17 protein-coding genes and 1 tRNA gene are annotated in these 20616 nt (G+C 73.3%); 12 read left to right on the forward strand and 6 right to left on the reverse strand.

Annotation, left to right across the window (positions count from 1 at the left end):
• Nucleotides 1-46: 46 nt before the first annotated feature.
• Nucleotides 47-1495, forward strand: a complete 1449-nt coding sequence (locus ACK8OX_RS09165; protein WP_430663706.1) for an FAD-dependent oxidoreductase — start codon at nucleotides 47-49, stop codon at nucleotides 1493-1495.
• Between the two features lie 263 nt (nucleotides 1496-1758).
• Here ACK8OX_RS09165 and ACK8OX_RS09170 read toward each other — a convergent pair whose 3' ends face one another.
• A complete protein-coding gene (locus tag ACK8OX_RS09170; protein ID WP_430663707.1) occupies nucleotides 1759-2466 on the reverse strand; it encodes a ribonuclease activity regulator RraA in 708 nt (235 codons plus the stop codon).
• Nucleotides 2467-2593: 127 nt separating this feature from the next.
• On the opposite strand from ACK8OX_RS09170, the gene ACK8OX_RS09175 reads away from it, so the two are divergent.
• The gene (locus tag ACK8OX_RS09175; RefSeq protein WP_430663709.1) at nucleotides 2594-2896 is read left to right on the forward strand and encodes a hypothetical protein; all 303 of its coding nucleotides are present in this window, start codon (nucleotides 2594-2596) and stop codon (nucleotides 2894-2896) included.
• A 5-nt stretch (nucleotides 2897-2901) separates the two neighbouring features.
• Here ACK8OX_RS09175 and ACK8OX_RS09180 read toward each other — a convergent pair whose 3' ends face one another.
• From ACK8OX_RS09180 to ACK8OX_RS09190, 3 genes are read right to left on the reverse strand one after another with little or no spacing between them, the layout of a single operon-like run.
• Nucleotides 2902-3189: a hypothetical protein gene (locus ACK8OX_RS09180; RefSeq protein WP_430663710.1), complete on the reverse strand. Its 288-nt coding sequence runs from the start codon at nucleotides 3187-3189 to the stop codon at nucleotides 2902-2904.
• Nucleotides 3190-3245: 56 nt separating this feature from the next.
• A complete protein-coding gene (locus ACK8OX_RS09185; RefSeq protein WP_430663712.1) occupies nucleotides 3246-3638 on the reverse strand; it encodes a MerR family transcriptional regulator in 393 nt (130 codons plus the stop codon).
• Nucleotides 3635-6073, reverse strand: coding sequence for a heavy metal translocating P-type ATPase (locus ACK8OX_RS09190; protein ID WP_430663714.1), 2439 nt, complete (start codon nucleotides 6071-6073; stop codon nucleotides 3635-3637). Before ACK8OX_RS09190 ends, ACK8OX_RS09185 begins: the two co-directional genes overlap by 4 nt.
• A gap of 151 nt (nucleotides 6074-6224) precedes the next feature.
• Here ACK8OX_RS09190 and ACK8OX_RS09195 point away from each other — a divergent pair, with 151 nt between their 5' ends.
• Complete coding sequence (locus ACK8OX_RS09195) at nucleotides 6225-7229, forward strand: trypsin-like peptidase domain-containing protein (protein ID WP_430663715.1); 1005 nt, start codon at nucleotides 6225-6227, stop codon at nucleotides 7227-7229.
• Nucleotides 7230-7232: 3 nt separating this feature from the next.
• Here ACK8OX_RS09195 and ACK8OX_RS09200 read toward each other — a convergent pair whose 3' ends face one another.
• Nucleotides 7233-8282 (reverse strand): peptidase M14, encoded by a 1050-nt coding sequence (locus tag ACK8OX_RS09200; protein ID WP_430663717.1) that lies wholly within the window; start codon nucleotides 8280-8282, stop codon nucleotides 7233-7235.
• Between the two features lie 79 nt (nucleotides 8283-8361).
• Between ACK8OX_RS09200 and ACK8OX_RS09205 the strand changes: the two genes are divergently transcribed.
• The 9 genes from ACK8OX_RS09205 (at nucleotide 8362) to ACK8OX_RS09245 (ending at nucleotide 20135) form a co-directional block, all read left to right on the forward strand.
• Complete coding sequence (locus tag ACK8OX_RS09205) at nucleotides 8362-9945, forward strand: ABC transporter substrate-binding protein (RefSeq protein ID WP_430663719.1); 1584 nt, start codon at nucleotides 8362-8364, stop codon at nucleotides 9943-9945.
• On the forward strand, nucleotides 9942-11210 hold the full coding sequence (locus ACK8OX_RS09210; protein ID WP_430663721.1) for a pyridoxal phosphate-dependent decarboxylase family protein: 1269 nt from the start codon (nucleotides 9942-9944) through the stop codon (nucleotides 11208-11210). The genes ACK8OX_RS09205 and ACK8OX_RS09210 overlap by 4 nt, the downstream gene beginning before the upstream one ends.
• Nucleotides 11211-11235: 25 nt before the next feature.
• Complete coding sequence (locus tag ACK8OX_RS09215; RefSeq protein ID WP_430663723.1) at nucleotides 11236-12267, forward strand: amino acid ABC transporter substrate-binding protein; 1032 nt, start codon at nucleotides 11236-11238, stop codon at nucleotides 12265-12267.
• Between the two features lie 79 nt (nucleotides 12268-12346).
• Nucleotides 12347-13453 carry an ABC transporter permease subunit gene (locus ACK8OX_RS09220; protein ID WP_430663724.1) on the forward strand — a complete coding sequence of 369 codons (1107 nt, stop codon included), beginning with the start codon at nucleotides 12347-12349 and terminating at the stop codon, nucleotides 13451-13453.
• Nucleotides 13453-14556, forward strand: a complete 1104-nt coding sequence (locus ACK8OX_RS09225) for an amino acid ABC transporter permease (RefSeq protein WP_430663725.1) — start codon at nucleotides 13453-13455, stop codon at nucleotides 14554-14556. Before ACK8OX_RS09220 ends, ACK8OX_RS09225 begins: the two co-directional genes overlap by 1 nt.
• A gap of 14 nt (nucleotides 14557-14570) precedes the next feature.
• A complete protein-coding gene (locus ACK8OX_RS09230) occupies nucleotides 14571-15302 on the forward strand; it encodes an amino acid ABC transporter ATP-binding protein (protein WP_430663749.1) in 732 nt (243 codons plus the stop codon).
• The gene (locus ACK8OX_RS09235; RefSeq protein WP_430663726.1) at nucleotides 15299-15991 is read left to right on the forward strand and encodes a GntR family transcriptional regulator; all 693 of its coding nucleotides are present in this window, start codon (nucleotides 15299-15301) and stop codon (nucleotides 15989-15991) included. Before ACK8OX_RS09230 ends, ACK8OX_RS09235 begins: the two co-directional genes overlap by 4 nt.
• Before the next feature lie 370 nt (nucleotides 15992-16361).
• The gene (pnp, locus tag ACK8OX_RS09240) at nucleotides 16362-18608 is read left to right on the forward strand and encodes a polyribonucleotide nucleotidyltransferase (protein WP_430663727.1); all 2247 of its coding nucleotides are present in this window, start codon (nucleotides 16362-16364) and stop codon (nucleotides 18606-18608) included.
• A gap of 126 nt (nucleotides 18609-18734) precedes the next feature.
• A complete protein-coding gene (locus ACK8OX_RS09245; protein ID WP_430663728.1) occupies nucleotides 18735-20135 on the forward strand; it encodes an NAD(P)H-dependent flavin oxidoreductase in 1401 nt (466 codons plus the stop codon).
• 192 nt (nucleotides 20136-20327) lie between these two features.
• Here ACK8OX_RS09245 and ACK8OX_RS09250 read toward each other — a convergent pair.
• Nucleotides 20328-20402, reverse strand: a tRNA-Gly gene (locus ACK8OX_RS09250).
• Nucleotides 20403-20616 lie beyond the last annotated feature (214 nt).

A 20616-nucleotide genomic window follows, 5' to 3' on the forward strand; every position in this document is an offset into this window, starting at 1 on the left:
CGTGAAGCTGTTGGGCGCCACCGGGCCGGGCGCTATGCTGCGGCCGATGGACAACCAGGATGGCGGCCGGATCTTCTTCCGGTCCGAGGTCTTCTCGCCGCGCGCCCCGGCGCGCCGCCGCGCCCCCACCGGGCTGACCGTCGCGGAGCCCGCGCGCGACATCCCCGTGCATGCCGCCTGCGACGTGCTGGTGGTGGGCGGCGGGCCGGCGGGCTGGGCGGCGGCGGTGGCGGCGGGGCGGCTCGGCGCGCGCACCATCCTGCTCGAACGGCACAACCACCTGGGCGGGCTGTCCACCGGCGGCCTCGTCGTCTGGATCGACCGGATGACGGGCTGGGACGGCAGCCTGCTGATCCGCGGCCTGGCGGAGGAACTGCTGGACCGCCTGCCGGGTGACGCCGTGGCCGGCCCCCCGCGGGAGGCCTGGGGATCGCGCGATGCCGCGACCGCCGCCTGGTGGGCGCTGCGCACCGCGGCCTTCCACGGCATCGTCACCCATTCCCCGACCGTCTGCCCCGAATGGCTGAAGGCCGCGAGCCTGGAGATGGCCGTCTCGGCCGGGGTGGAGCCGATCTTCCACGCCTGGGGGGCGGAGCCGGTGATGCGCGAGGGCGCGGTCGCCGGCGCGATCTTCGAATCCAAGCAGGGCCGCCGCGCCGTGCTGGCCAAGGTGGTGGTGGACGGCACCGGCGACGGCGACCTCTACGCCCGCGCCGGCGCCGCCTTCGCCGACGACATCGACGCGCGCGACATCCACCACTGCATGAACACCAGCTGGGTCTTCGGCGGCGTGGACATGCCCCGCTACCTCGCCTGGCGGGCCGCGCGGCCCGGGGAGTTCGCCGAGTTCATGCGGCGCGGCAAGGAGGCGGTCGGCTTCTTCGACAAGGCCTTCGCGAGCTGGCGGGACGACGTGGCGCTGTTCATGGGCCCGCGGCTGGCCGGCTATTCCGCGGTGGAGGTGGACGACCTGAGCGAGGTGGAGGTCCTGTCCCACCGGCTGATGTTCCGCCACCTGGACCGCTACCGCGCGGAAGCCCCCGGCTTTGCGGGCGCCTTCCCGATGCTGTCGGCACCGCAGCTCGGCGTGCGGCACGCCCGGCGGCTGCGCGGCGCGGAGCCGGTGACGCGGGCCTGGTGGGACGGGCGGGTCAGCCCGGCCGAGATCGGCGTCTCGCCGAGCCTCGGCCCGGCCTTCGCGCCCGTCTCGGTCCCCTATGGCGCGATCCTGCCGGAGCGGCTGGACGGGCTGCTCGCGCCCGGGCGGCACCTGGCCTGCGACGCGACCAGCCATTCCTTCCTGCGGGAGATCCCGCAATGCTGGCTGACCGGCCAGGCGGCCGGCGTCGCGGCGGCGCTGGCGGCGGGGCGCGGTGTGGCGCCGCGGGCGGTCCCGGTGGCGGAGATCCAGGCGGCGCTGCGGGCGCAGGGGGCGCATCTGCGGCAGGCGGAAGCCGCGCCTGCGACCATGGGCACGACGCGGCCCGCCACCTGACGCGCAGGGCCGGCACGGCTTTGGCAACGGCTTGCCAAGGCTTCATGTGGGGCTCACGTTTCCGTGATCCGGGGTCGCTTAGATTGTATTCCGTCAAGGCGGTGCCTCGACGTTTTCTCCCGGCGGTTCCGCACATGGTGTGCGGACCCAGACTTGGGGCCAGCGGTTCGCCGCTGGCCCCCTTTTTTTGTCCGCGATGGCCGCGCGCGGCGCCGGGAGGCTCCGGGGACATGCCCCGGCCACCCCGGGTGACCGCGAGGGCGTCACACCCGCCCGGCGGCCTTGTCGGCCTCGTAGCGGGCCTTGGTCTCGGCATTGGCGGGGTAGAGGCCGGGCAGGGCGAGGCCCTTGGCGACCTCCCCCATGATCCAGCCCTCCAGGCGTTCCTGCTCGACCGCGGCCTCGGTCACGGCGTCGACCATCGCCTGCGGGATCACCACCGCGCCGTCGCCGTCGGCCACCACGATGTCGCCCGGCACCACGGTGACGCCGCCGCAGCCGATCGTCTCCTGCCAGCCCACGAAGTTCAGCGCGGCGACGGAAGCGGGGGCGACGTAGCCCTGGCAGAAGACCGGCAGGCCGGTGCCGATCACGCCCTGCCCGTCGCGCACCATGCCGTCGGTCACCAGGCCGGCGACGCGCCGCTGGGCCATGCGGGCGCACAGGATGTCGCCGAAGATGCCGGCCCCGGTGCTGCCCATCGCATCGGCGATGGCGACGCAGCCCTCGGGCATGTCCTCGATCGCGGCGCGGGTGGAACGCGGCGAGGACCAGCTGTCCACCGTCGCCAGGTCCTCGCGCGTCGGCGTGAAGCGCAGCGTGAAGGCGGGGCCGACGATGCGGGTGAAGTTGCCCGGCACGATCGGCCGCGCCCCGGCCACGTAGCAGAAGCGCACGCCCTTCTTCAGCAGCACGGTGGTCAGCGTGGCCGTGGTCACGCCCATCAGGGCGGCCTTGGTGGCGGGGTTCATGGGCGGGCTCCGTGGGCCAGGGGAAGCCGCGCTTGAAGCGCCGGCCGCCATCCGCCGTCAACCGGGGGTCGCGCGGCAAACCCCGGCCGGGCCCCGGCGTTGCCATCGCCTTCCAGGAGCACGACGGATGGACGACAAGGACAGGATCGGCGAGGCCCGCGGCGCGGAGGATGCGCTGCGCCCCGAACGGCCGGGCGGCGAGCGCAAGACCACCGGCGAGACCGACCAGGCGGGCACCAACCCCGGCGGCGCGGCCGGCACCGAAGGCTCCCGCGGGCGGGACCACCGCGCGGCCGGCACCGTCGACGACCCGATCGCGGCCGGCGACGGCTTCGGCAGCAACGACTACCAGACCGGCGACCGCAGCGAGCTGTCGGCCCAGCGCGGCGGGCCCGTCGACATCTCCCGCGATCGCCCGAAGCGGCGGTAGCGCCGCTACTCCGCGGGCTGGGGCCGGGTGGCCTCGGCACCGCCCGGCGCCTTGCGCACCAGCCAGCGCCAGACGCCGAACAGGTTGAGCGCGAGCAGCACCAGGTTGGTCAGGCCGAGCTGGCTTTCCTGTTCCAGCTGCGCCGAGGCCAGCCAGCAGGCCGAGGCGGCGGCGAGCGAAGCGAAGCCCCAGCCCGTGAAGCGCCGCCCGAGATCGGCCGCGGTCATCCCCGCGCCGAGGATGGTGAAGGCCATCGCCGCCCACTTGAACAGTTCGGGCAAGGTGAAGTCCATCGTCGCGCCGCTCCCGTGATGCCGGGCGCGAACGCGACGTGGGGGCGGACGTTCCGTCAGCCGCCCCTGCCCTCCAGCTCCGCCAGGATGGGGCAGTCCGGCCGGTCGTCGCCATGGCAATGGGTGGCCAGGTGGCGCAGGCTGCCGGCCATGGCGGCCAGCGCGGCGGCCTTGCTCTCCAGCGCCTCCACATGCGCCAGCGCCATGCGCTTCACGTCGCCGCTCGCGCGCGAACGGTCGCGCCACAGCGCGAGCAGGCGGCGGATGTCCTCCAGCGGGAAGGCCAGGTCGCGGGCGTGGCGGATGAAGCGCAGCACCGCCACGTCCTGCGGGCCGTAGCTGCGATAGCCGTTGGGCCGGCGGTCCGCCTCGATCAGGCCGATGGATTCGTAGTGGCGGATCATCTTGGCCGACACGCCGGACCGCGCCGCGGCCTCGCCGATGTTCATGCCGGGCCGGCCGCGTCCGGCGGGGACGGCGGCCTCCACCTTGCCAGCAGCAGCGCATTCGCCACCACCGAGACCGAGGACATCGCCATCGCCGCCCCCGCGACGGGAGGCGAGAGCAGCCCCGCCGCCGCCAGCGGCAGGCCCAGCATGTTGTACGCGAACGCCCATCCGAGGTTACCCCTCACCTTGCCGTATGTCCTGCGCGTGATCTCGAGCGAGGCGGGAACCAGCCCCGGATCGCCGCGCATCAGCGTGATTCCCGCCGCCGCGATGGCGACGTCGGTGCCCGTTCCCATGGCGATGCCGAGATCGGCCGCCGCCAGGGCCGGCGCGTCGTTCACCCCGTCGCCCACCATGGCGACGCGGGCGCCTTCGGCCTGCCAAGCCTGCACCTGCGCGGCCTTGCCTTCCGGCAGCACCTCCGCCGCGACGCGGGCGATGCCGAGCCGCGCGGCCGCGGCTTCCGCCGCCGCCCGCACGTCGCCGCTCAGCATCGCGACGCCGACACCCATGCGCCCCAGCGCCGCGACCGCGCCGGCGGCGCCGGGCTTCGGCGCGTCCTCGAAGGCCAGCAGCGCCAGCGCGCGGCCGCCTTCCAGCAGCCAGGCGAGGCTGCGGCCCTCGGCCGCGTGCCCCGCCGCGAGCGGCCCGAGCGGCCCGGGATCGGCGCCGCGCTCCGCCAACAGGCGCGGACTGCCGAGCGCGAGCGCCCGCCCGCCGACGGCACCCTCCACGCCGCGGCCGGGCAGCGCGCGGAACCGCTCCGCTGCCGGGGCGGGCGCGCCGCCCTGCGCGGCCAGCACGGCGCGCGCCAGCGGATGCTCGCTGCCCGCCTGCAGCGCGGCGGCCAGCGCCAGCGCCTGCGCGGCATCGATGCCCCCGGCCGGGTGCAGCGCGGCCAGCCGCGGCCTGCCTTCGGTCAGCGTGCCGGTCTTGTCGAAGGCGACGAGCGTGACGGCCTTCGCGCGCTCGATCGCCTCGGCGTCGCGGATCAGGATGCCGGCGCGGGCAGCGGCGCCGGTGCCGGCCATGATGGCCGCCGGCGTCGCGAGGCCGAGCGCGCAGGGGCAGGCGATGACCAGCACCGCGACTGCGTGCAGCAGCGCCGCCTCGAACCCCGCCCCGGCCAGCAGCCAGCCGGCCAGCGTCAGCGCGGCGATGGCAATGACCACGGGCACGAAGGCCGCGCTGACGCGGTCCACCAGCTTCTGCACCGGCGCGCGGCTGGCCTGCGCCGCGGCGACCAGGGCGGCGACGCGCGACAGCACCGTCTCGGCCCCCACCGCGGTGGCGCGCAGCACCAGCCGCCCGTCCAGCGCCACCGTGCCGGTCGCGACGCGCGCGCCCGGCGACTTCTCCACGGGCCGGGATTCGCCGGTCAGCGCGCTTTCGTCGACGCCCGCCTCCCCGCCCTCGACCACGCCGTCCACCGGGATGCGTTCTCCGGGGCGGACCGCCACGCGGTCGCCGACGACGAGCGCGGCGGCCGGCACCTCGTGCTCCGCCCCCTCCGCGTCCAGCCGCCGCGCGGTGCGCGGGCGGAGGTCGAGCAGCGCGCGGATCGCGGCGCCGGTGCCGCGCTTGGCGCGCGCCTCCAGGTACTTGCCGAGCATGACGAAGAACAGGACGACGACCGCCGCCTCGAAATACAGGCCGTGCGCGTGGCCGCCGCCATGCCGCAGCAGCAGCCAGAGCGACATCAGGAAGGCGCTGCCGGTGCCGATCGACACCAGCAGGTCCATGTTGCCCGTGCCCGCCCGCAGCGCCGCCCAGCCCGAGCGGAAGAAGCGCGCGCCGAACCAGCCGAGCATCGGCACCGCCAGCGCCAGCTGCACCCAGCCATCCGGCATCCAGTCGAGCCCGAAGGGCATGGCCAGCATGCCGGGCAGGAAGGGCGCGGCGAGCAGCCCGGCCAGCACCAGGTCCCGCCGCTGGCGCGCCAGCTTCGCCGCGGCCGCCGCCTCCTCCTCCGCCGCATCGTCGGGCAGCGCGGCCAGCGCATAGCCCGCGCGCGTCAGCGCGGCGCCGAGCGCGGCATCGGGCACGCCGGCCAGCATCCGCACCGTCGCGCGTTCGCTCGCCAGGTTGACGCTGGCCGACAGCACGCCCGGCACCTTCGCCAGCGCCGCCTCGACGCGCGACGCGCAACTCGCGCAGGTCATGCCCTCGATGCCGAGCGTCCGCTCGACCTCCGGCACCTCGTAGCCGGCCTTGCGGACGGCCTCGGCCAGCGCCTGCGGCGTGGCGCCGCCCCGCACCTCGGCCAGCTCGCTGGCCAGGTTCACCTGCGCGGCGGTGACGCCCGGCACCTTCGCCAGCGCCTTCTCCACCCGCCCGGCGCAGCTGGCGCAGGTCATGCCCTCGATCGGGATGGCCAGGGCGGGTTCTGCGACGACGGGGGCCTCGGGCATCGAAGCGGGTGCGATCTTGTCCATGGTGCCGAGATGGGGCCTCCCATCATGGGAGGGTCAAGGGGCATCCCCGGCGGTGCGCCATCCTGCTGTGGCAAGGCCGCCGCTTCCTTGATCTGTCGCAACCGCGCGGCGCGCCGTTGACGCGGGCGCCCGCGGGTCCGACATGGCCGCCATGCACCACGCCCCGCTCGCCTTCCCGCTGCTCGCCTTCCTGACCCTTGCCGCGCCGCCGGGCGCGGCGCAGGCGCCGGCGCCCGACCCGGTGCGCATCGTCAACCGGACGGGGGCCGAGGCGACGGCGCTGCATGCGGTGCGCAGCGGCCGGGCGGACTGGGGCGGCAACCTGCTGAACCGCGGCCCGCTGCCGAGCGGGTCCGCCTTCAGCCTGCGGATCAACCCCGATGCCGGCTGCCGCTTCGATGTCCGCCTGGTGCTGGCCGACGGGCGGGAGAGCCTGGCGCGCGACCAGGACATCTGCGCGACGCCGCGGGTGGAACTGACCGCCGCCGCCGCGCCGCCGCCGCCGGTGGCGCAGGCGCGGCCGAACCAGAATGCGCGGCGCGTCTCCTCCGGCACCGGCTTCGCCGTGGCGCCGGACCGCGTGCTGACCAACCAGCATGTGGTGGATGGCTGCGACCGCATCCTGGCGCGCACCGCCGATGGCCGCTGGCTGGCAGCGGTGCCGCCGGCGCAGGTGGATGCGGCGCTCGACCTAGCCATCCTGAACATCCCCGGCAATCCGGGACCGGCGCTGGCCTTCCGCGCCACGCCCGCGGTGCGCCGCGGCGAAGGCGTGGTGGCCTATGGCTTCCCGCTGGCCGGGCTGCTCTCCTCCGACCCGAAGCTGACGCGCGGCGAGATCAACGGGCTGGCCGGGATCCGCAACGACCCGAACACCTACCAGATCAGCGCCGAGGTGCAGCCGGGCAATTCCGGCGGCCCGCTGCTCGACATGCAGGGGCATGTGGTGGGGGTGGTGGTCGCCAAGCTCGACAGCCGCCGCGTGCAGAACGTGGACAACGTGAACTTCGCGGTGAAGGGAGAGGCGGCGCAGGCCTTCCTGCGCCGCGCCGGCCTGTCCTTCCGCACCGAGGAGAGCCGGGGCGCCGACCGCAGCGCGGCGGATGTGGGCGAGATCGCGCATCGCAGCACCGTCTTCCTGCGCTGCGAGAGGTAGCGGTCAGGGAATCTCCGGCAGCGCCACGCCGCGCCCGTCGCGCCAGCGGCCGAAGCGCAGCGCGGTCAGCCCCGGCCGAGGCCGGCGCACGGGCAGCATCACCACCGCATCGTCATGCGGCGACCTGATCGCCGCCGCGCCGTCATGGCCGAGCAGAGTGCCGGCCCGGCGCACCAGGCACAGGTCGGGCCAGGACGCCAGCAATTCGCAGGCATCGGTGGCGGCGGTGACGGTGCCCGTCGTCTCGATCACCGCCGCCGGGCCTTCGGTCGCCATCGCCGCCCCACCGGGCATCATGCCGAGATGGACGAGGAAGGCGCGCGCCGCGCGATGCGCATTCGCCACCGTGCCCGCCACCCAGTGCTGGCCGCATTCCACCACCAGCGCCGTGCGCGTGCCGGACGGGTCCTCGAAGGGCGGCCAGTCGCGCATGCGGCGGCCGGCCGCATGCGGCAGGTCGCGGACCACGATGCGCGGGAAGCCGAGGGCGCAGGCGAAGGCGACGCTGCGGTCCTGCGTGCCGGCCAGCGCGAAGGCGGGGCTGGGCTGCTGCGTCGAATGCAGGTCCAGCAGGTGGTCCACCGTGTCGAGCCAGGGGCGCAGTTCGCGCGCGCGGTCCAGCTCGTCCCCCGCCGCGTCGCCGTCCAGCAGCGCGGGGTCCCAGACGCGGTTCAGGTCGCGGTCGATGTGGAAGGCGCGGTTGGGCTCGGCCGGGTTCCAGCGCGCATGGGCGCGCCAGTTGTGGAACAGCAGCGACAGCCGCCCGCGCGCCGGGCGCGCCCCGGCCCGCAGCAGCGCCGCCACGGCATGCGCGCCGGACCATTCCTCGCCATGCGTCAGGGCAACGATGGCGGCATGCGGGCCGGGCGCCGCGCCGTCGAGGCTCCACAGGAAGGGGATGCCGGCATTGCCCGCCGCCCAGGGCGCGATGTCGGGCGGCGCGCCTTCGATGGGGAAGCCATGCGGCCAGGGCGGGGTGGGGTTGGCGGGGCGCGGGTAGTGGGGGGAACGCGGATCGCCCACCCCGGCCGCAGCGGCGGCGCCGGTCAGCATGGCTGGCTCCGGAAATGCTTGTATGTGATCACATCCCGGGTCTAGCCTTCCCGTCAAGCAAGGATCGAGGGAGGCGGGCATGGCGCTGCGCGCATCGCGTCGCGGCCTGATCGGGGCGGCGGGCCTGCTGGCGCTGCCGGGCGTGGCCCGTGCGCAGCCCGCCGGCCCCGCGCTGACGGTCGCCACCACGGCCGAGGCGTCGTCCCTCGATCCGCATTTCCACGAACACGACCCTTCCATCACCGTCCATCGCCATGTCTTCGAATTCCTGGTGGGACAGGGCCCGCGGATGGAACTGCGGCCGGAACTCGCCCTGTCCTGGCGGGCGCGGGACCCGCTGAGCTGGGAATTCCGGCTGCGTCCGGGCGTCACCTGGCATGACGGGTCGCCCTTCACGGCCGAGGACGTGCTGGCGAGCTTCCGGCGCATCCCGCGCGTGCCGGGCAGCCCTTCCTCCTTCGCGGTCTATGTCCGCCAGATCACCGAGGCCGTGGCCGAGGACCCGCTGACCGTCGTGCTGCGCACCGCGGCGCCCTTCCCTCTGATGCCGAACTACATGGGCGCGGTGATGATCGCGCCCGCCGCGATGGAGCACGCCACCACGGGGGACTTCAACGGCCTGCGCGCCGCCATCGGCACGGGCCCCTACCGCGTGGCGGAATACGCGCGCGGCCAGCGCATCGTGCTGGAGGCCAACCCGCGCCACTGGGCCGGCCCGCCCGCCTTCGCGCGGGTGGTGGTGCGCCCGATCCCCGCGAATGGCCCGCGCGTGGCGGCGCTGCTGGCGAACGAGGCCGGGCTGATCGACCAGCCCCCGCCCTCCGACCTGCCGCGGCTGCGCGCCGGGCCGGGCACGGCGGTGGCGGAGAGCGTCGGCAACCGCGTGGTCTTCTTCGCCTTCGACCTGCACCGCGACCATCCGCCGGGCGTCACCGCGCCCGACGGCAGCCCCATCCCCAACCCCTTCCGCGACCCCCGCGTGCGGGAGGCGATGTCCCTCGCCATCAACCGCGACGCCATCTGCCGGGCGGTGATGGAGGGGATGGCGAGCCCGGCGAACCAATTCGTCGACCGCGGCGTCTTCGGCCATGTCCCCGACCTGCCGCCGCTGTCCTTCGACCCCGACCGCGCGCGGCGCCTGCTGGCGGAAGCCGGGCTGCCGCAGGGATTCCGCCTGACCATCCACGGCACCAACGACCGCCTGGTGAACGACGAGAAGGTGCTGCAGGCGCTGGCGCAGATGTTCGCCCGCATCGGCATCCAGGCGCGGGTCGACGCCCTGCCCTCCGCCGCCTTCTTCCCGCGCGCGGCGCAGCTGGACTTCGCGTTCTTCTTCAACTCCTGGGGGGCGGGATCGTCGGGCGGGCTGACCACCATGCGCACCCTGCTCGCCACCTTCGACCGGGAAGCGGGCTTCGGCGCCAACAACCGCGGCCGCTATTCGAACCCGGAGGTGGACCGCCGCATGCGCGACGCCTTCCGCACCATCGACGACGCCGCGCGCGAGGCGCTGCTGCGCGACGCCACCGCCATCGCCATGCGGGACTTCGCGGTGCTGCCGACGCATTGGATGTCCAATGTCTGGGCCACCCGCAGCAACGTCGCCTACGAGCCGCGGATGGACGGCTTCACCCTTGCCACCGGCGCGCGACCGCGCGCGTGAAGGAGACCACGCAGACGATGCTGTCCATCCCCGAGAAGGGCCGCCCCTGGGCCGACCTGAAGGCGGAGCTCGAGGCCGCGAAGAAGGACGACTTCAAGTGGCGCGAGGGCCGCATGGCCCTGTATTTCTACTACCTCAACGAGGAGGTGACGCGCGTCCAGCAGGAAGCCTACTGCGCCTACTGGACCGAGAACGCGATGGGCCAGCGCGCCTTCCCCAGCATGAGGAAGCTGGAGGGCGAGGTGCTGCAGATGGGCCTGTCCCTGCACCATGCCCCGGACGGCGCCGCGGCCACCTTCACCTCCGGCGGGTCGGAGAGCATCTTCCTCGCGCTCAAGACCGCGCGGGACTGGGCGCGGGAGACGAAGGGGATCGAACGGCCGAACATCGTCATCCCCCGCACCGGCCATCCCACCTTCGACCGCGCGGCGCAGCATCTCGGCATCCGCGTCATCCGCGTGCCGACCACGCGCAACGACTTCCGCGCCGACCCGGACGAGATGGCGAAGCGGATCGACGGCGACACCATCATGCTGCTGGGCAGCGCGCCGAACTACCCCTTCGGCGTCTTCGACCCGGTCGAGGCGATCGCGGCGCTGGCGCAGGCGCGGGGGCTGTGGATGCATGTGGACGCCTGCGTCGGCGGCTTCCTCGCGCCCTTCGTGCGCGAGCTGGGGCAGGAGATCCCGCCCTTCGACTTCGCGGTCCCCGGCGTCACCTCGATCAGCGCCGACCTGCACAAATACGGCTACGCGCCGAAGGGCGCGTCGATGATGATGCTGCGCGACGCGGCGCTGCAGCGCTTCCAGACCTTCGAGTTCAGGGACTGGGAACGCGGCGCCTACGCCTCCTCCACCGCGCAGGGCACGCGCGCGGGCGGCGCGGTGGCGGCGGCCTGGGCGGTGATGAACTTCCTCGGGCGGGACGGCTACGTCCACTGGGCGCGCGTCATCATGGACACGGTGGACAGGCTCTGCGCCGGTATCGGGGCCATCCCAGGCCTCACGGTGCTGGAGCCGCACGAGCTCTGCATCTTCGTCTACCGCTCGGTCGACCCCGCGCTCGACATCGGGGCGGTGGCGGAGGCGATGGGCGCGCGCGGCTGGTTCGTGGGGCGTCAGGCGGAGCCGCCGGGCATCCACATGCACCTGAACCCGGTCCATGCCGAGACGGCGGACATGTACCTGGCCGACCTGCGCGACGCGGTGGAGGAAGTGCGCGCCACCCGCGCCACCGCGGGGGAGCCGGCCGGCCGCACGTACTGAGAAGCCCAGCAAGGGAGGCGACGCGATGCGAAACTGGAGATCCTGGATTCTGGCCGCGGCCGCGGCGCTCGGCCTCGGCGCGGCGGAGGCGGCGGCGCAGGTGGCGCCGCAGCTCGACACCATCAGGCAGCGCAACACCTTCCGCTGCGGCGTCTACGACAACGTCCCCGGCCTGTCCGCGCTCGACGCGCAGGGCAACCGGGTCGGCTTCGACGTGGACTACTGCCGCGCGATGGCGGCCGCCATCCTCGGCGATCCCGCCCGCGTCGAGTTCCGCACCATGACGCTGGCGCAGGGCATCCCGGCGCTCCGCAGCGGCGAGGTGGACATGATCGCGCTGGCGCTGACCTACACCATCCAGCGCGACACGGAGCTCGGGCTCGATTTCGTCGGGCCCACGCTTTATTCCGGTCACGCCTTCATGGTCCACCGCCGCACCGGCGCGCAGCGGCTGTCCGACCTGAACGGCGCCACCATCTGCATCGTCGCGGGCGGCATCACCGACAGCCTGATCGCCGACTACTTCCGCGCGCGCAACATGACCTTCCGCCCGCTGGCGGTCGAGAACACGACGCAGATGTACACGCTCTACGAGGAGGGGCGCTGCGACGTGGTGACCTCGGAGGTGCCGTTCCTCGGGATGCGGCGGTCGCGGCTGCGCCAGCCGGACCAGCACATGATCCTGAACGAGATCTTCGCGAAGTCCCACATGGGCCCGATCGTCCGCGACGACGACCGCCGCTTCTCCAACGTCGCGCGCTGGGTCCACTACGCGCTGGTAAACGCCGAGGAGATGGGCATCACCCGTGCCAATGTGGACGCCATGGCGCGCGAGAGCCGCGACCCCGCGATCCGCCGCTTCCTCGGCGTCGAGGGCGACATCGGCCGCAACATGGGCCTGCCCAACGACTTCACCCAGGCGGTAATCCGCGCGGTCGGCAACTACGCCGAGATCTACGAACGGCACTACGGCATGGCGAGCGAGATCCGGCTGCCCCGCGGCCTGAACGCGCTGCCGGAGAATGGCGGCCTGCAATGGTCGCCCACCTGGCGGTGAGGCGCGCCGCGCCCTCCGCCACGCATCTCCCTCCCCCGTGACCGGGGGAGGGTTGCGCGCGCTGTGGAAGCGGCCGGGGGTGCGCGCCTTCGCGTGGCAGGCGCTGGCGCTGGCGCTCGTCGCCGGTGCCGCGGCGTGGCTGTGGGGCAATGTCACGGGCAACCTGGCGCGGCGCAACCTCGGCATCGACTTCGGCTTCCTCGGCAGCCGCGCCAGCTTCGAGTTCGGCGAGAACCTGGTCGGCTACCGTGGGGGCGACACCTTCCTGCGCGCCTTCCAGGCGGGGTTGGCGAACACGGTGCTGGTGGCGGTGGCGGGCATTGCGCTGACCACCGTGGCGGCTGTTGCGCTGGCGCTGATGCGGCTGTCGCCGAACCGGCTGGCGCGCAACCTCGCCTGGGCCTGGATCGAGCTGGTGCGCAACACGCCGCTGCTGCTGCAGCTGCTGTTCTGGCACCAGGTCACCATCCGCCAGCTGCCCGGGCCGCGGCAGGCCTGGGAAGTGCTTCCGGACGTCTTCCTGTCGAACCGGGGGCTCTACCTTCCCGCCATCCTCGCCCAGCCGGCCTTCGGGCAGGCGGCGGTCGCGCTGCTGATCGGCGCGGGGCTGGCCCTGGCGCTGGCGCGGCTGCTGCCGGAGGGGCGGCGCGGTCTCGCCTGGCTGGCATTGGCGGCGCCGCCCTTGCTGGTGCTGGCGCTCCTCGCCGACCCGGTCGAGGTGACGCGCCCGGCGCTGCGCGGCTTCAACTTCCAGGGCGGCGTCTCGCTCAGCCCGGAATTCGTGGCGCTCGTCGTCGCGCTCACGGTCTACCAGGCGGGCTTCATGGCGGAGACGATCCGCAGCGGCATCCTCGGCGTGGCCAGCGGCCAGGCGGAGGCCGCGGCCGCGCTCGGCCTGCGGCGCGGGCAGGCGCTTCGGCTGGTGGTGTTCCCGCAGGCGCTGCGCATCGTCATCCCGCCGGTGACGAGCCAGTACCTGTCCCTCACCAAGAATTCCTCGCTCGCCGTGGTGATCGGCTATCCGGACCTGGTCCGGGTCAGCCAGGTGACGATCAGCGAGACGGGGCGCGCGGTGGAATGCATCTCCATCCTGCTGCTGGTCTACCTGTCGCTCTCGCTCGGCACCGCGGCGCTGATGGGGCTCTACAACCGCCGCGTCATGGCGCGCGGCGGGGGCGCGCGGTGATGCCGGATGGCGGCCTGCCCCGCCGCACCCTGCCCGCGCCCGCGCGCGGCGGCTGGCGCCGCTGGACGGGCGGGCTGTTCGACAGCGTGCCGAATGCCCTCGTCTCGGCCGCGCTGCTGTGGCTGCTGGCGCGCGCGGGGATGGGCTTCTGGGACTGGGCGGTGACGCGCGCGAGCCTGGACGCGCCGAATGCCGAGGCCTGCGCGCGGGCGGGCGGGGCCTGCTGGTCCTTCCTGGCCGATCGCTGGCGGCTGATCCTGTTCGGCCCCTACCCCTATGCGCAGCAGTGGCGGCCGGCGCTGGCGCTGGTGCTGTTCGTCGGGCTGATCGCGGCCACGGCGGCGCCGGCCAGCTGGCGCGCGCGGGGGCGGGTGCGGGCGCTGGCGCTGGCCTGGCTGGCCGGCGTGCCCCTGGCGGGCACGCTGATGTGGGGCGGGGTCGCGGGGCTGCCCGTCGTGCCGTCGCGGCTCTGGGGCGGCCTGCCGCTGACGGTGATGCTGGCCTCCGTGGGCGTCGCGCTCGCCTTCGTGCTGGCGCTCGGCCTCGCGCTCGGCCGCGTCTCGGACATGCCGGCAATCCGGCTGCTGTCCACGCTCTACATCGAGTTCTTCCGCGGCGTGCCGCTGATCGCGCTGCTGTTCCTCGCGGCGATCCTGTTCCCCTACCTGGTGCCGCCGGACTGGACGATGGACACGCTGCTGCGCGCGCAGCTCGCCTTCGCGCTGTTCTTCGCGGCCTACATGGCGGAAGCGGTGCGCGGCGGGCTGCAGGCCATCCCGCGCGGCCAGTACCTCGCGGCCGACAGCCTGGGGATGACGTACTGGCAGGCGCGGCGGCGCATCATCCTGCCGCAGGCGCTGCGCCTGGTGATCCCGAGCCTGGTGAACATCTTCATCGCCGCCTTCAAGGACACCTCGCTGGTAGTGGTGATCTCGATGCTGGACCTGCTGGGCGCGGCCAATGCCTCGACCGCGCAGGCGCAGTGGTGGGGGCTCTACATCGAGCCCTACCTGTTCATCGCGGCCATCTACCTCGCCTTCTGCGCCGCCATGTCGGCCTACAGCCGCGGGCTGGAGCGGCGGCTGGGGGTGGGCGTGCGGTGAGCGCCATCGTCACCATGGAAGGCGTGCGGAAAAGCTACGGCCCGCACACCGTGCTGCCGGGGCTCGACCTGTCGGTGGCGCGGGGGGAACGGGTGGTGGTCTGCGGCCCGTCCGGGTCCGGCAAGTCCACCGCCATCGCCTGCATCAACGGCTTGGTGCCCCACGATGCCGGGCGGATCGTGGTGGACGGGATCGAGCTGGACCACCGCCGCGGCACCGCGCCCGAGATCCGGCGCCGGGTGGGGATGGTGTTCCAGTCCTTCAACCTGTTCCCCCACCTGACCGCGCTGGAGAACTGCACGATCGGCCCCGTCACCGTGCAGCGCCGCGACCGGCGGGAGGCGGAGGCCGAGGCGATGGCCCTGCTGGAACGCGTGCGCATCCCCGACCAGGCCGGCAAATACCCGGCCCAGCTGTCCGGCGGGCAGCAGCAGCGCGTCGCCATCGCCCGCGCGCTGGCGATGCGCCCGCGCGTGATGCTGTTCGACGAGCCGACCTCCGCCCTCGACCCCGAGATGGTGAAGGAGGTGCTGGACGCCATGGTGGCGCTGGCCGATACCGGCATCACCATGGTGGTCGTCACGCACGAGATGGGCTTCGCGCGGGAGGTCGCGCACCGGATCCTGTTCATGGACCGCGGCGAGGTCCTGCAGGACAGCCCGCCCGCCGAGTTCTTCGCCCGCCCCGCCGGGGCGCGGATGCGGGAATTCCTGGACCATGTCCGCCGCGGCGAGGGGCGGGGATGACGGCGCCCGAGGCGCCCGCCCCCCACCGTTCCCTGCGCGACCACGCGACGCGGGAGCTGCGCCACGCCCTGATGACCGGCCGCTTCGAGCCGGGCCAGCGCATGACCATCCGCGGGCTGGCCGAGGGGTTCGGGATGTCCATGACCCCGGTGCGCGAAGCCGTGGCGCGGCTGGCCGCGGAACGCGCGATCGAGGCGGAGCCGAACCGCTGGATGCGCATCCCCATCCTCACCGCCGACGAGTTGAGGGAGCTGCGCGACATCCGCGTGGCGCTGGAAGGCCTGGCGACCGAACGCGCCGCCGCCCGCGCCACGCCGGCGCTGCTGGCGGAGCTGGAGGCGCGGGAGGCGGAGATCGTGGCGCTGCGCCGGGGGGGCGACGCGAAGGCGCGGATCGCCGCCATCAACCGCCTGCACTTCGCCATCTACCGCGCCAGCGCCATGCCGGCGCTGGTCGAGATGATCGAGGGGCTGTGGCTGCGCAGCGGGCCCTATGTGAACCTGCTGTTCCCCGGCTATGTCGGGCAGGAGCGCGGCAGCCTCCGCGCCGCAACGCTCCGCGCGCTGGCGCGGGGGGACGCCGCCTCGGCCCGGCGCAGCATGGAGGCCGATGTGGGCAATGCGCTCGACTGGCTGATCGGCCAGGCCGAGGGCGCGGCCTGGCCCAGGGCGGCCGGCGGGGGCGGCTGACGGCGGGCGGCCTTTCCGCTGGCCTTTCGCGGGAGGACGTGCCACAAGCGCCCGCGGCCGGCCTCGCCAGGGGTGCGGCCCACGCTGCGATGGCAGCGGGTCTTCCTGAGGACCGCGCCGAGCCCGTGCCGGGCGATGGCGGCGCCTCCGGCCACATGGGTTGTCCCCATAGGGGCGGCTGTCCAGCACCTGGACACTGCCTTCCCATGCCGCCCGAGACGCCGAGCATCCCCCGTCCGGAAGGGGTGGGGCGGCGCCACCCCCGGAATTCCCGTGTCGTCGCGATCCATGGCCACCCGCGCGGAGACCCCGCCCGGGCGGCGACAAGCTTTGGTCCGGGGATGGTCCCCGCGGCCGAGAAGGACGACGCATGTTCGACAAGTATTTCCGCAAGGACATCTCCTGGGGCGGCCAGCTCCTGACGCTGGAGACGGGCAAGATCGCCCGCCAGGCCGATGGCGCCGTGATGGCCCGCCTCGGCGACACCATCGTGCTCTGCACGGTGGTCGGCAGCCGCAGCGTGAAGCCCGGCCAGGACTTCTTCCCGCTGACGGTGAACTACCAGGAGAAGGCCTTCGCGGCCGGCAAGATCCCGGGCGGCTTCTTCAAGCGCGAGGGCCGTCCCTCGGAAGCGGAGACGCTGATCTCCCGCCTGATCGACCGGCCGATCCGCCCGCTGTTCCCGGACGGGTTCCGCAACGAGGTGCAGGTCATCGCGACCGTGCTGAGCCATGACCTCGAGAACAGCCCGGACATCGTCGCGATGGTCGGCTGCTCGGCGGCGCTGACGCTGTCCGGCATTCCCTTCTTCGGCCCGATCGCCGCCGCCCGCGTGGGCTGGGTGGATGGCGGCTACGTGCTGAACCCGACCGCGGCGCAGCTGAAGCAGAGCGCGCTCGACCTCGTGGTCGCCGGCACCGCCGAAGGCGTGCTGATGGTGGAATCCGAGGCGCAGGAGCTGTCCGAGGAGATCATGCTCGGCGCCGTGGAATTCGGCCACACCTCCTTCCAGCCGGTGATCCAGGGCATCATCGAGCTGGCCGAGGTGGCCGCCAAGGACCCCTGGCCGCTGCCCGAGGAGAGCGACGCGGCGAAGGCGCTGAAGGCCCGCATCGCCGAGCTCGGCCGCGCGCAGATGGCCGAGGCCTACAAGGAGACCCAGAAGCTGGTCCGCCAGGGCAAGGTGGGAGAGGCCAAGAAGGCCGTTCTCGCCGCGCTCGAGGCCGAGGGTGCCGACACCGGCGCCGCCAAGGGCCTGCTGAAGGAGCTGGAGGCGGATGTGGTCCGCACCTCCATCCTCGACACCGGCATGCGCATCGATGGGCGCGACACGAAGACGGTCCGCCCGATCATGGCCGAGGTCGGCGTGCTGCCGCGCGCCCACGGCTCCGCCCTGTTCACCCGCGGCGAGACGCAGGCCTTCTGCGTGGCCACCCTCGGCACCGGGCAGGACGAGCAGATCATCGACGCGCTGGCGGGCGAGTACCGCGAGCACTTCATGCTGCACTACAACTTCCCCCCCTACAGCGTGAACGAGACCGGCCGCATGGGCAGCCCGGGCCGGCGCGAGGTGGGCCACGGCAAGCTGGCCTGGCGCGCCATCCACCCGCTGCTGCCGGAGAAGGACAAGTTCCCCTACACGCTGCGCGTCGTCAGCGAGATCACGGAGAGCAACGGCTCCTCCTCCATGGCGACCGTCTGCGGCACCAGCCTGGCGCTGATGGACGCGGGCGCGCCGCTGAAGCGCCCCTGCGCCGGCATCGCCATGGGCCTCATCAAGGAGGACCGCGGCTTCGCCGTGCTGTCCGACATCCTGGGCGACGAGGACCACCTCGGCGACATGGACTTCAAGGTGGCGGGGACCGAGGCCGGCATCACCGCGCTGCAGATGGACATCAAGATCACGTCCATCACCTTCGACATCATGAAGATCGCGCTGGGCCAGGCGAAGGACGGCCGCCTGCACATCCTGGGCGAGATGGCGAAGGGCATCAGCGGCGCCCGCGGCGACGTGGCCGCGACCGCGCCGCGGATCACCGTCATCAACATCAACAAGGACAAGATCCGCGACGTCATCGGCTCGGGCGGCAAGGTGATCCGCGAGATCACGGAGCAGACCGGCACCAAGATCGACATCGACGACGACGGCACCATCAAGGTGGCGGCGACGACGGTGGAGGCCGCGCAGAAGGCGATCGACTGGATCCAGGGCATCGTGGCCGAGCCCGAGGTCAACCGGATCTACAACGGCAAGGTGGTGAAGACCGCCGAGTTCGGCGCCTTCGTGAACTTCCTCGGCGCGAAGGACGGGCTGGTCCACATCTCCGAACTGTCGAACGAGCGGGTGCAGAAGACCACCGACATCGTCAAGGAAGGCGACCAGGTGAAGGTCAAGGTCATCGGCTTCGATGACCGCGGCAAGGTGAAGCTCTCCATGCGCGTGGTGGACCAGGCCACCGGCGCCGACATCACCGAGCAGGTCGGCGCCCGCCGCCCGCGCGAGGATGGCGAGGGGCGTGGCGAAGGCCGCGGCGACCGCGGCCCGCGCCGCGACCGGGGCGACCGTGGCCCCCGCCGCGAAGGCGGCCGCGGCGGCGACCAGGACGCAGCCGAGTAATCTTCCGAAACAGCGCGTGACCCCGACCCTCCCAAAGGGGGACGGGGCGCGCCATATTGTCGTCACCCCGGCGGGGGGCACCTTCCCCCCGCCGGGCGCTGCACAGTCACCGGAGCAAGGAAGTCCGTGAAGGCGATCAACCCGATCCGCATGGGCGGAGTCGAGGTGCTGCCCCTGGTCGAGGGCGGCAAGGGCGTGGCCGTCTCCAACGGCGCCACCTGCGGCGGCTGGGCGACGGGCGGCGGCGTCGGCACCTTCTCCGCCGTCAACGCGGACAGCTACGATGCCGACGGCAACGTCGTCCGGCAGGTCTATCACGGCCGCACCCGGCGGGAGCGCCACGAGGAGCTGGTGGCCTACGGCATCTCCGGCGGCATCGCCCAGGCGCGCGAGGCGTATGAGCGCTCCGGCGGGACCGGGCGCATCCACATGAACATCCTGTGGGAGATGGGCGGCGCGGAACGCGTGGCCCGCGGGGTGCTGGAAGGCGCCAAGGGGCTGGTCCACGGCGTCACCTGCGGCGCGGGCATGCCCTACCGCCTGGCCGACATCGCGCGCGACTTCGGCGTGCACTACTACCCCATCATCTCCTCCGCCCGCGCCTTCAACGCGCTGTGGAGGCGCGCCTACGGCAAGACGCGGGAATGGCTGGGCGGCGTGGTCTACGAGGACCCCTGGCTGGCCGGCGGCCACAACGGCCTGTCCAACTCCGAGGACCCGAAGCGCCCGGAGGACCCCTTCCCCCGCGTGCTGAAGCTGCGCCAGCAGATGCGCGAATTCGGCCTGGACGACGTGCCGATCATCATGGCCGGCGGCGTCTGGTGGCTGGAGGAGTGGGAGGACTGGATCGACAACCCCGACCTCGGCCCGATCGCCTTCCAGTTCGGCACCCGCCCGCTGCTGACGCAGGAAAGCCCGATCAGCGAGGCCTGGAAGCAGCGCCTGCTGACGCTGAAGCCCGGCGACGTGCTGCTGCAGCCCTTCTCCCCCACCGGCTTCTACAGCTCCGCCGTGCGGAACGAGTTCCTGCACGAGCTGGAGCAGCGGAACGAGCGGCAGGTGGCCTACACGACCGAACCGGTGGGCGACCACGTCGCGGAATACGGCGTCGGCCCGCGCCGGCGGAAGGTCTACCTCACGCCGCACGACCTGGCCCGCGTCGGCGAGTGGGAGGCGGCGGGCTTCGTCGAGGCGATGCGCACGCCCGACAACACGCTGATCTTCGTGACCCCGGAGAAGAGCCGGGAGATCGTGAAGGACCAGATCGACTGCATGGGCTGCCTGAGCGCGTGCCGCTTCTCGAACTGGTCGCAGCACGAGCCGGACTACAGCACCGGCAAGAAGGCCGACCCGCGCAGCTTCTGCATCCAGAAGACCCTGCAGGACATCGCCCATGACGGGGCGCTGGAGCGCAACCTGATGTTCGCCGGCCACAACGCCTACCGCTTCGGCGACGACCCGTTCTACTCCAACGGCTTCGTCCCCACCGCGAAGCAGCTGGTCGAGCGCATCCTGACCGGCCGCTGACACCCCGGCCGGCCCCGCAGCCTGGAACGTGATCCGCGCCGATGGAGGCACGGATCACGCCCCGGCCCCTTCCCCGAGCGGCCCGTTCGCCGATCCCGCCTCCCCGAACGGGGTGCCGTGCGGCCCGGCGCGCGCGGATCATCGCCGCCGGACCAGGGCCGGACGGGCAGCGGGGAGGCAAAGGGGGAAAGATGGAGCGGGCGATGGGAATCGAACCCACGACATTCAGCTTGGGAAGCTGACGTTCTACCTCTGAACTACGCCCGCAGCCGGAGGTGCCCCTTCATATCCGGCGCGGCGGCCCGGGGCAAGCGCGCGGCCGCCTTGACCTTCGCGGGGGCGCGGCCGTAAGCAGGGGGCGGCGGCGACGCCCCTCGCGATTTGTCCGGCCAGCTTGCGGCGAGGTCCTCCGGGTCCCCATCGGCATCCCCACGGGATGCGGCGGGTGAAAAACAAGCGCGCTAAACGGCCGTGGGACGGG

Origin of the sequence: Falsiroseomonas sp. CW058, from assembly GCF_050563535.1 — a bacterium.
Classification (GTDB): domain Bacteria; phylum Pseudomonadota; class Alphaproteobacteria; order Acetobacterales; family Acetobacteraceae; genus Falsiroseomonas.

What these genes read in the sequence shown, in the direction of transcription:
- ACK8OX_RS09165 (WP_430663706.1), top strand. Translation starts at nt 47, where the DNA reads ATGGACAACCAGGATGGCGGCCGGATCTTCTTCCGGTCCGAGGTCTTC.
- ACK8OX_RS09170 (WP_430663707.1), bottom strand. Translation starts at nt 2,466, where the DNA reads ATGAACCCCGCCACCAAGGCCGCCCTGATGGGCGTGACCACGGCCACG.
- ACK8OX_RS09175 (WP_430663709.1), top strand. Translation starts at nt 2,594, where the DNA reads ATGGACGACAAGGACAGGATCGGCGAGGCCCGCGGCGCGGAGGATGCG.
- ACK8OX_RS09180 (WP_430663710.1), bottom strand. Translation starts at nt 3,189, where the DNA reads ATGGACTTCACCTTGCCCGAACTGTTCAAGTGGGCGGCGATGGCCTTC.
- ACK8OX_RS09185 (WP_430663712.1), bottom strand. Translation starts at nt 3,638, where the DNA reads ATGAACATCGGCGAGGCCGCGGCGCGGTCCGGCGTGTCGGCCAAGATG.
- ACK8OX_RS09190 (WP_430663714.1), bottom strand. Translation starts at nt 6,073, where the DNA reads ATGGACAAGATCGCACCCGCTTCGATGCCCGAGGCCCCCGTCGTCGCA.
- ACK8OX_RS09195 (WP_430663715.1), top strand. Translation starts at nt 6,225, where the DNA reads ATGCACCACGCCCCGCTCGCCTTCCCGCTGCTCGCCTTCCTGACCCTT.
- ACK8OX_RS09200 (WP_430663717.1), bottom strand. Translation starts at nt 8,282, where the DNA reads ATGCTGACCGGCGCCGCCGCTGCGGCCGGGGTGGGCGATCCGCGTTCC.
- ACK8OX_RS09205 (WP_430663719.1), top strand. Translation starts at nt 8,362, where the DNA reads ATGGCGCTGCGCGCATCGCGTCGCGGCCTGATCGGGGCGGCGGGCCTG.
- ACK8OX_RS09215 (WP_430663723.1), top strand. Translation starts at nt 11,236, where the DNA reads ATGCGAAACTGGAGATCCTGGATTCTGGCCGCGGCCGCGGCGCTCGGC.
- ACK8OX_RS09225 (WP_430663725.1), top strand. Translation starts at nt 13,453, where the DNA reads ATGCCGGATGGCGGCCTGCCCCGCCGCACCCTGCCCGCGCCCGCGCGC.
- ACK8OX_RS09230 (WP_430663749.1), top strand. Translation starts at nt 14,571, where the DNA reads ATGGAAGGCGTGCGGAAAAGCTACGGCCCGCACACCGTGCTGCCGGGG.
- ACK8OX_RS09235 (WP_430663726.1), top strand. Translation starts at nt 15,299, where the DNA reads ATGACGGCGCCCGAGGCGCCCGCCCCCCACCGTTCCCTGCGCGACCAC.
- pnp (WP_430663727.1), top strand. Translation starts at nt 16,362, where the DNA reads ATGTTCGACAAGTATTTCCGCAAGGACATCTCCTGGGGCGGCCAGCTC.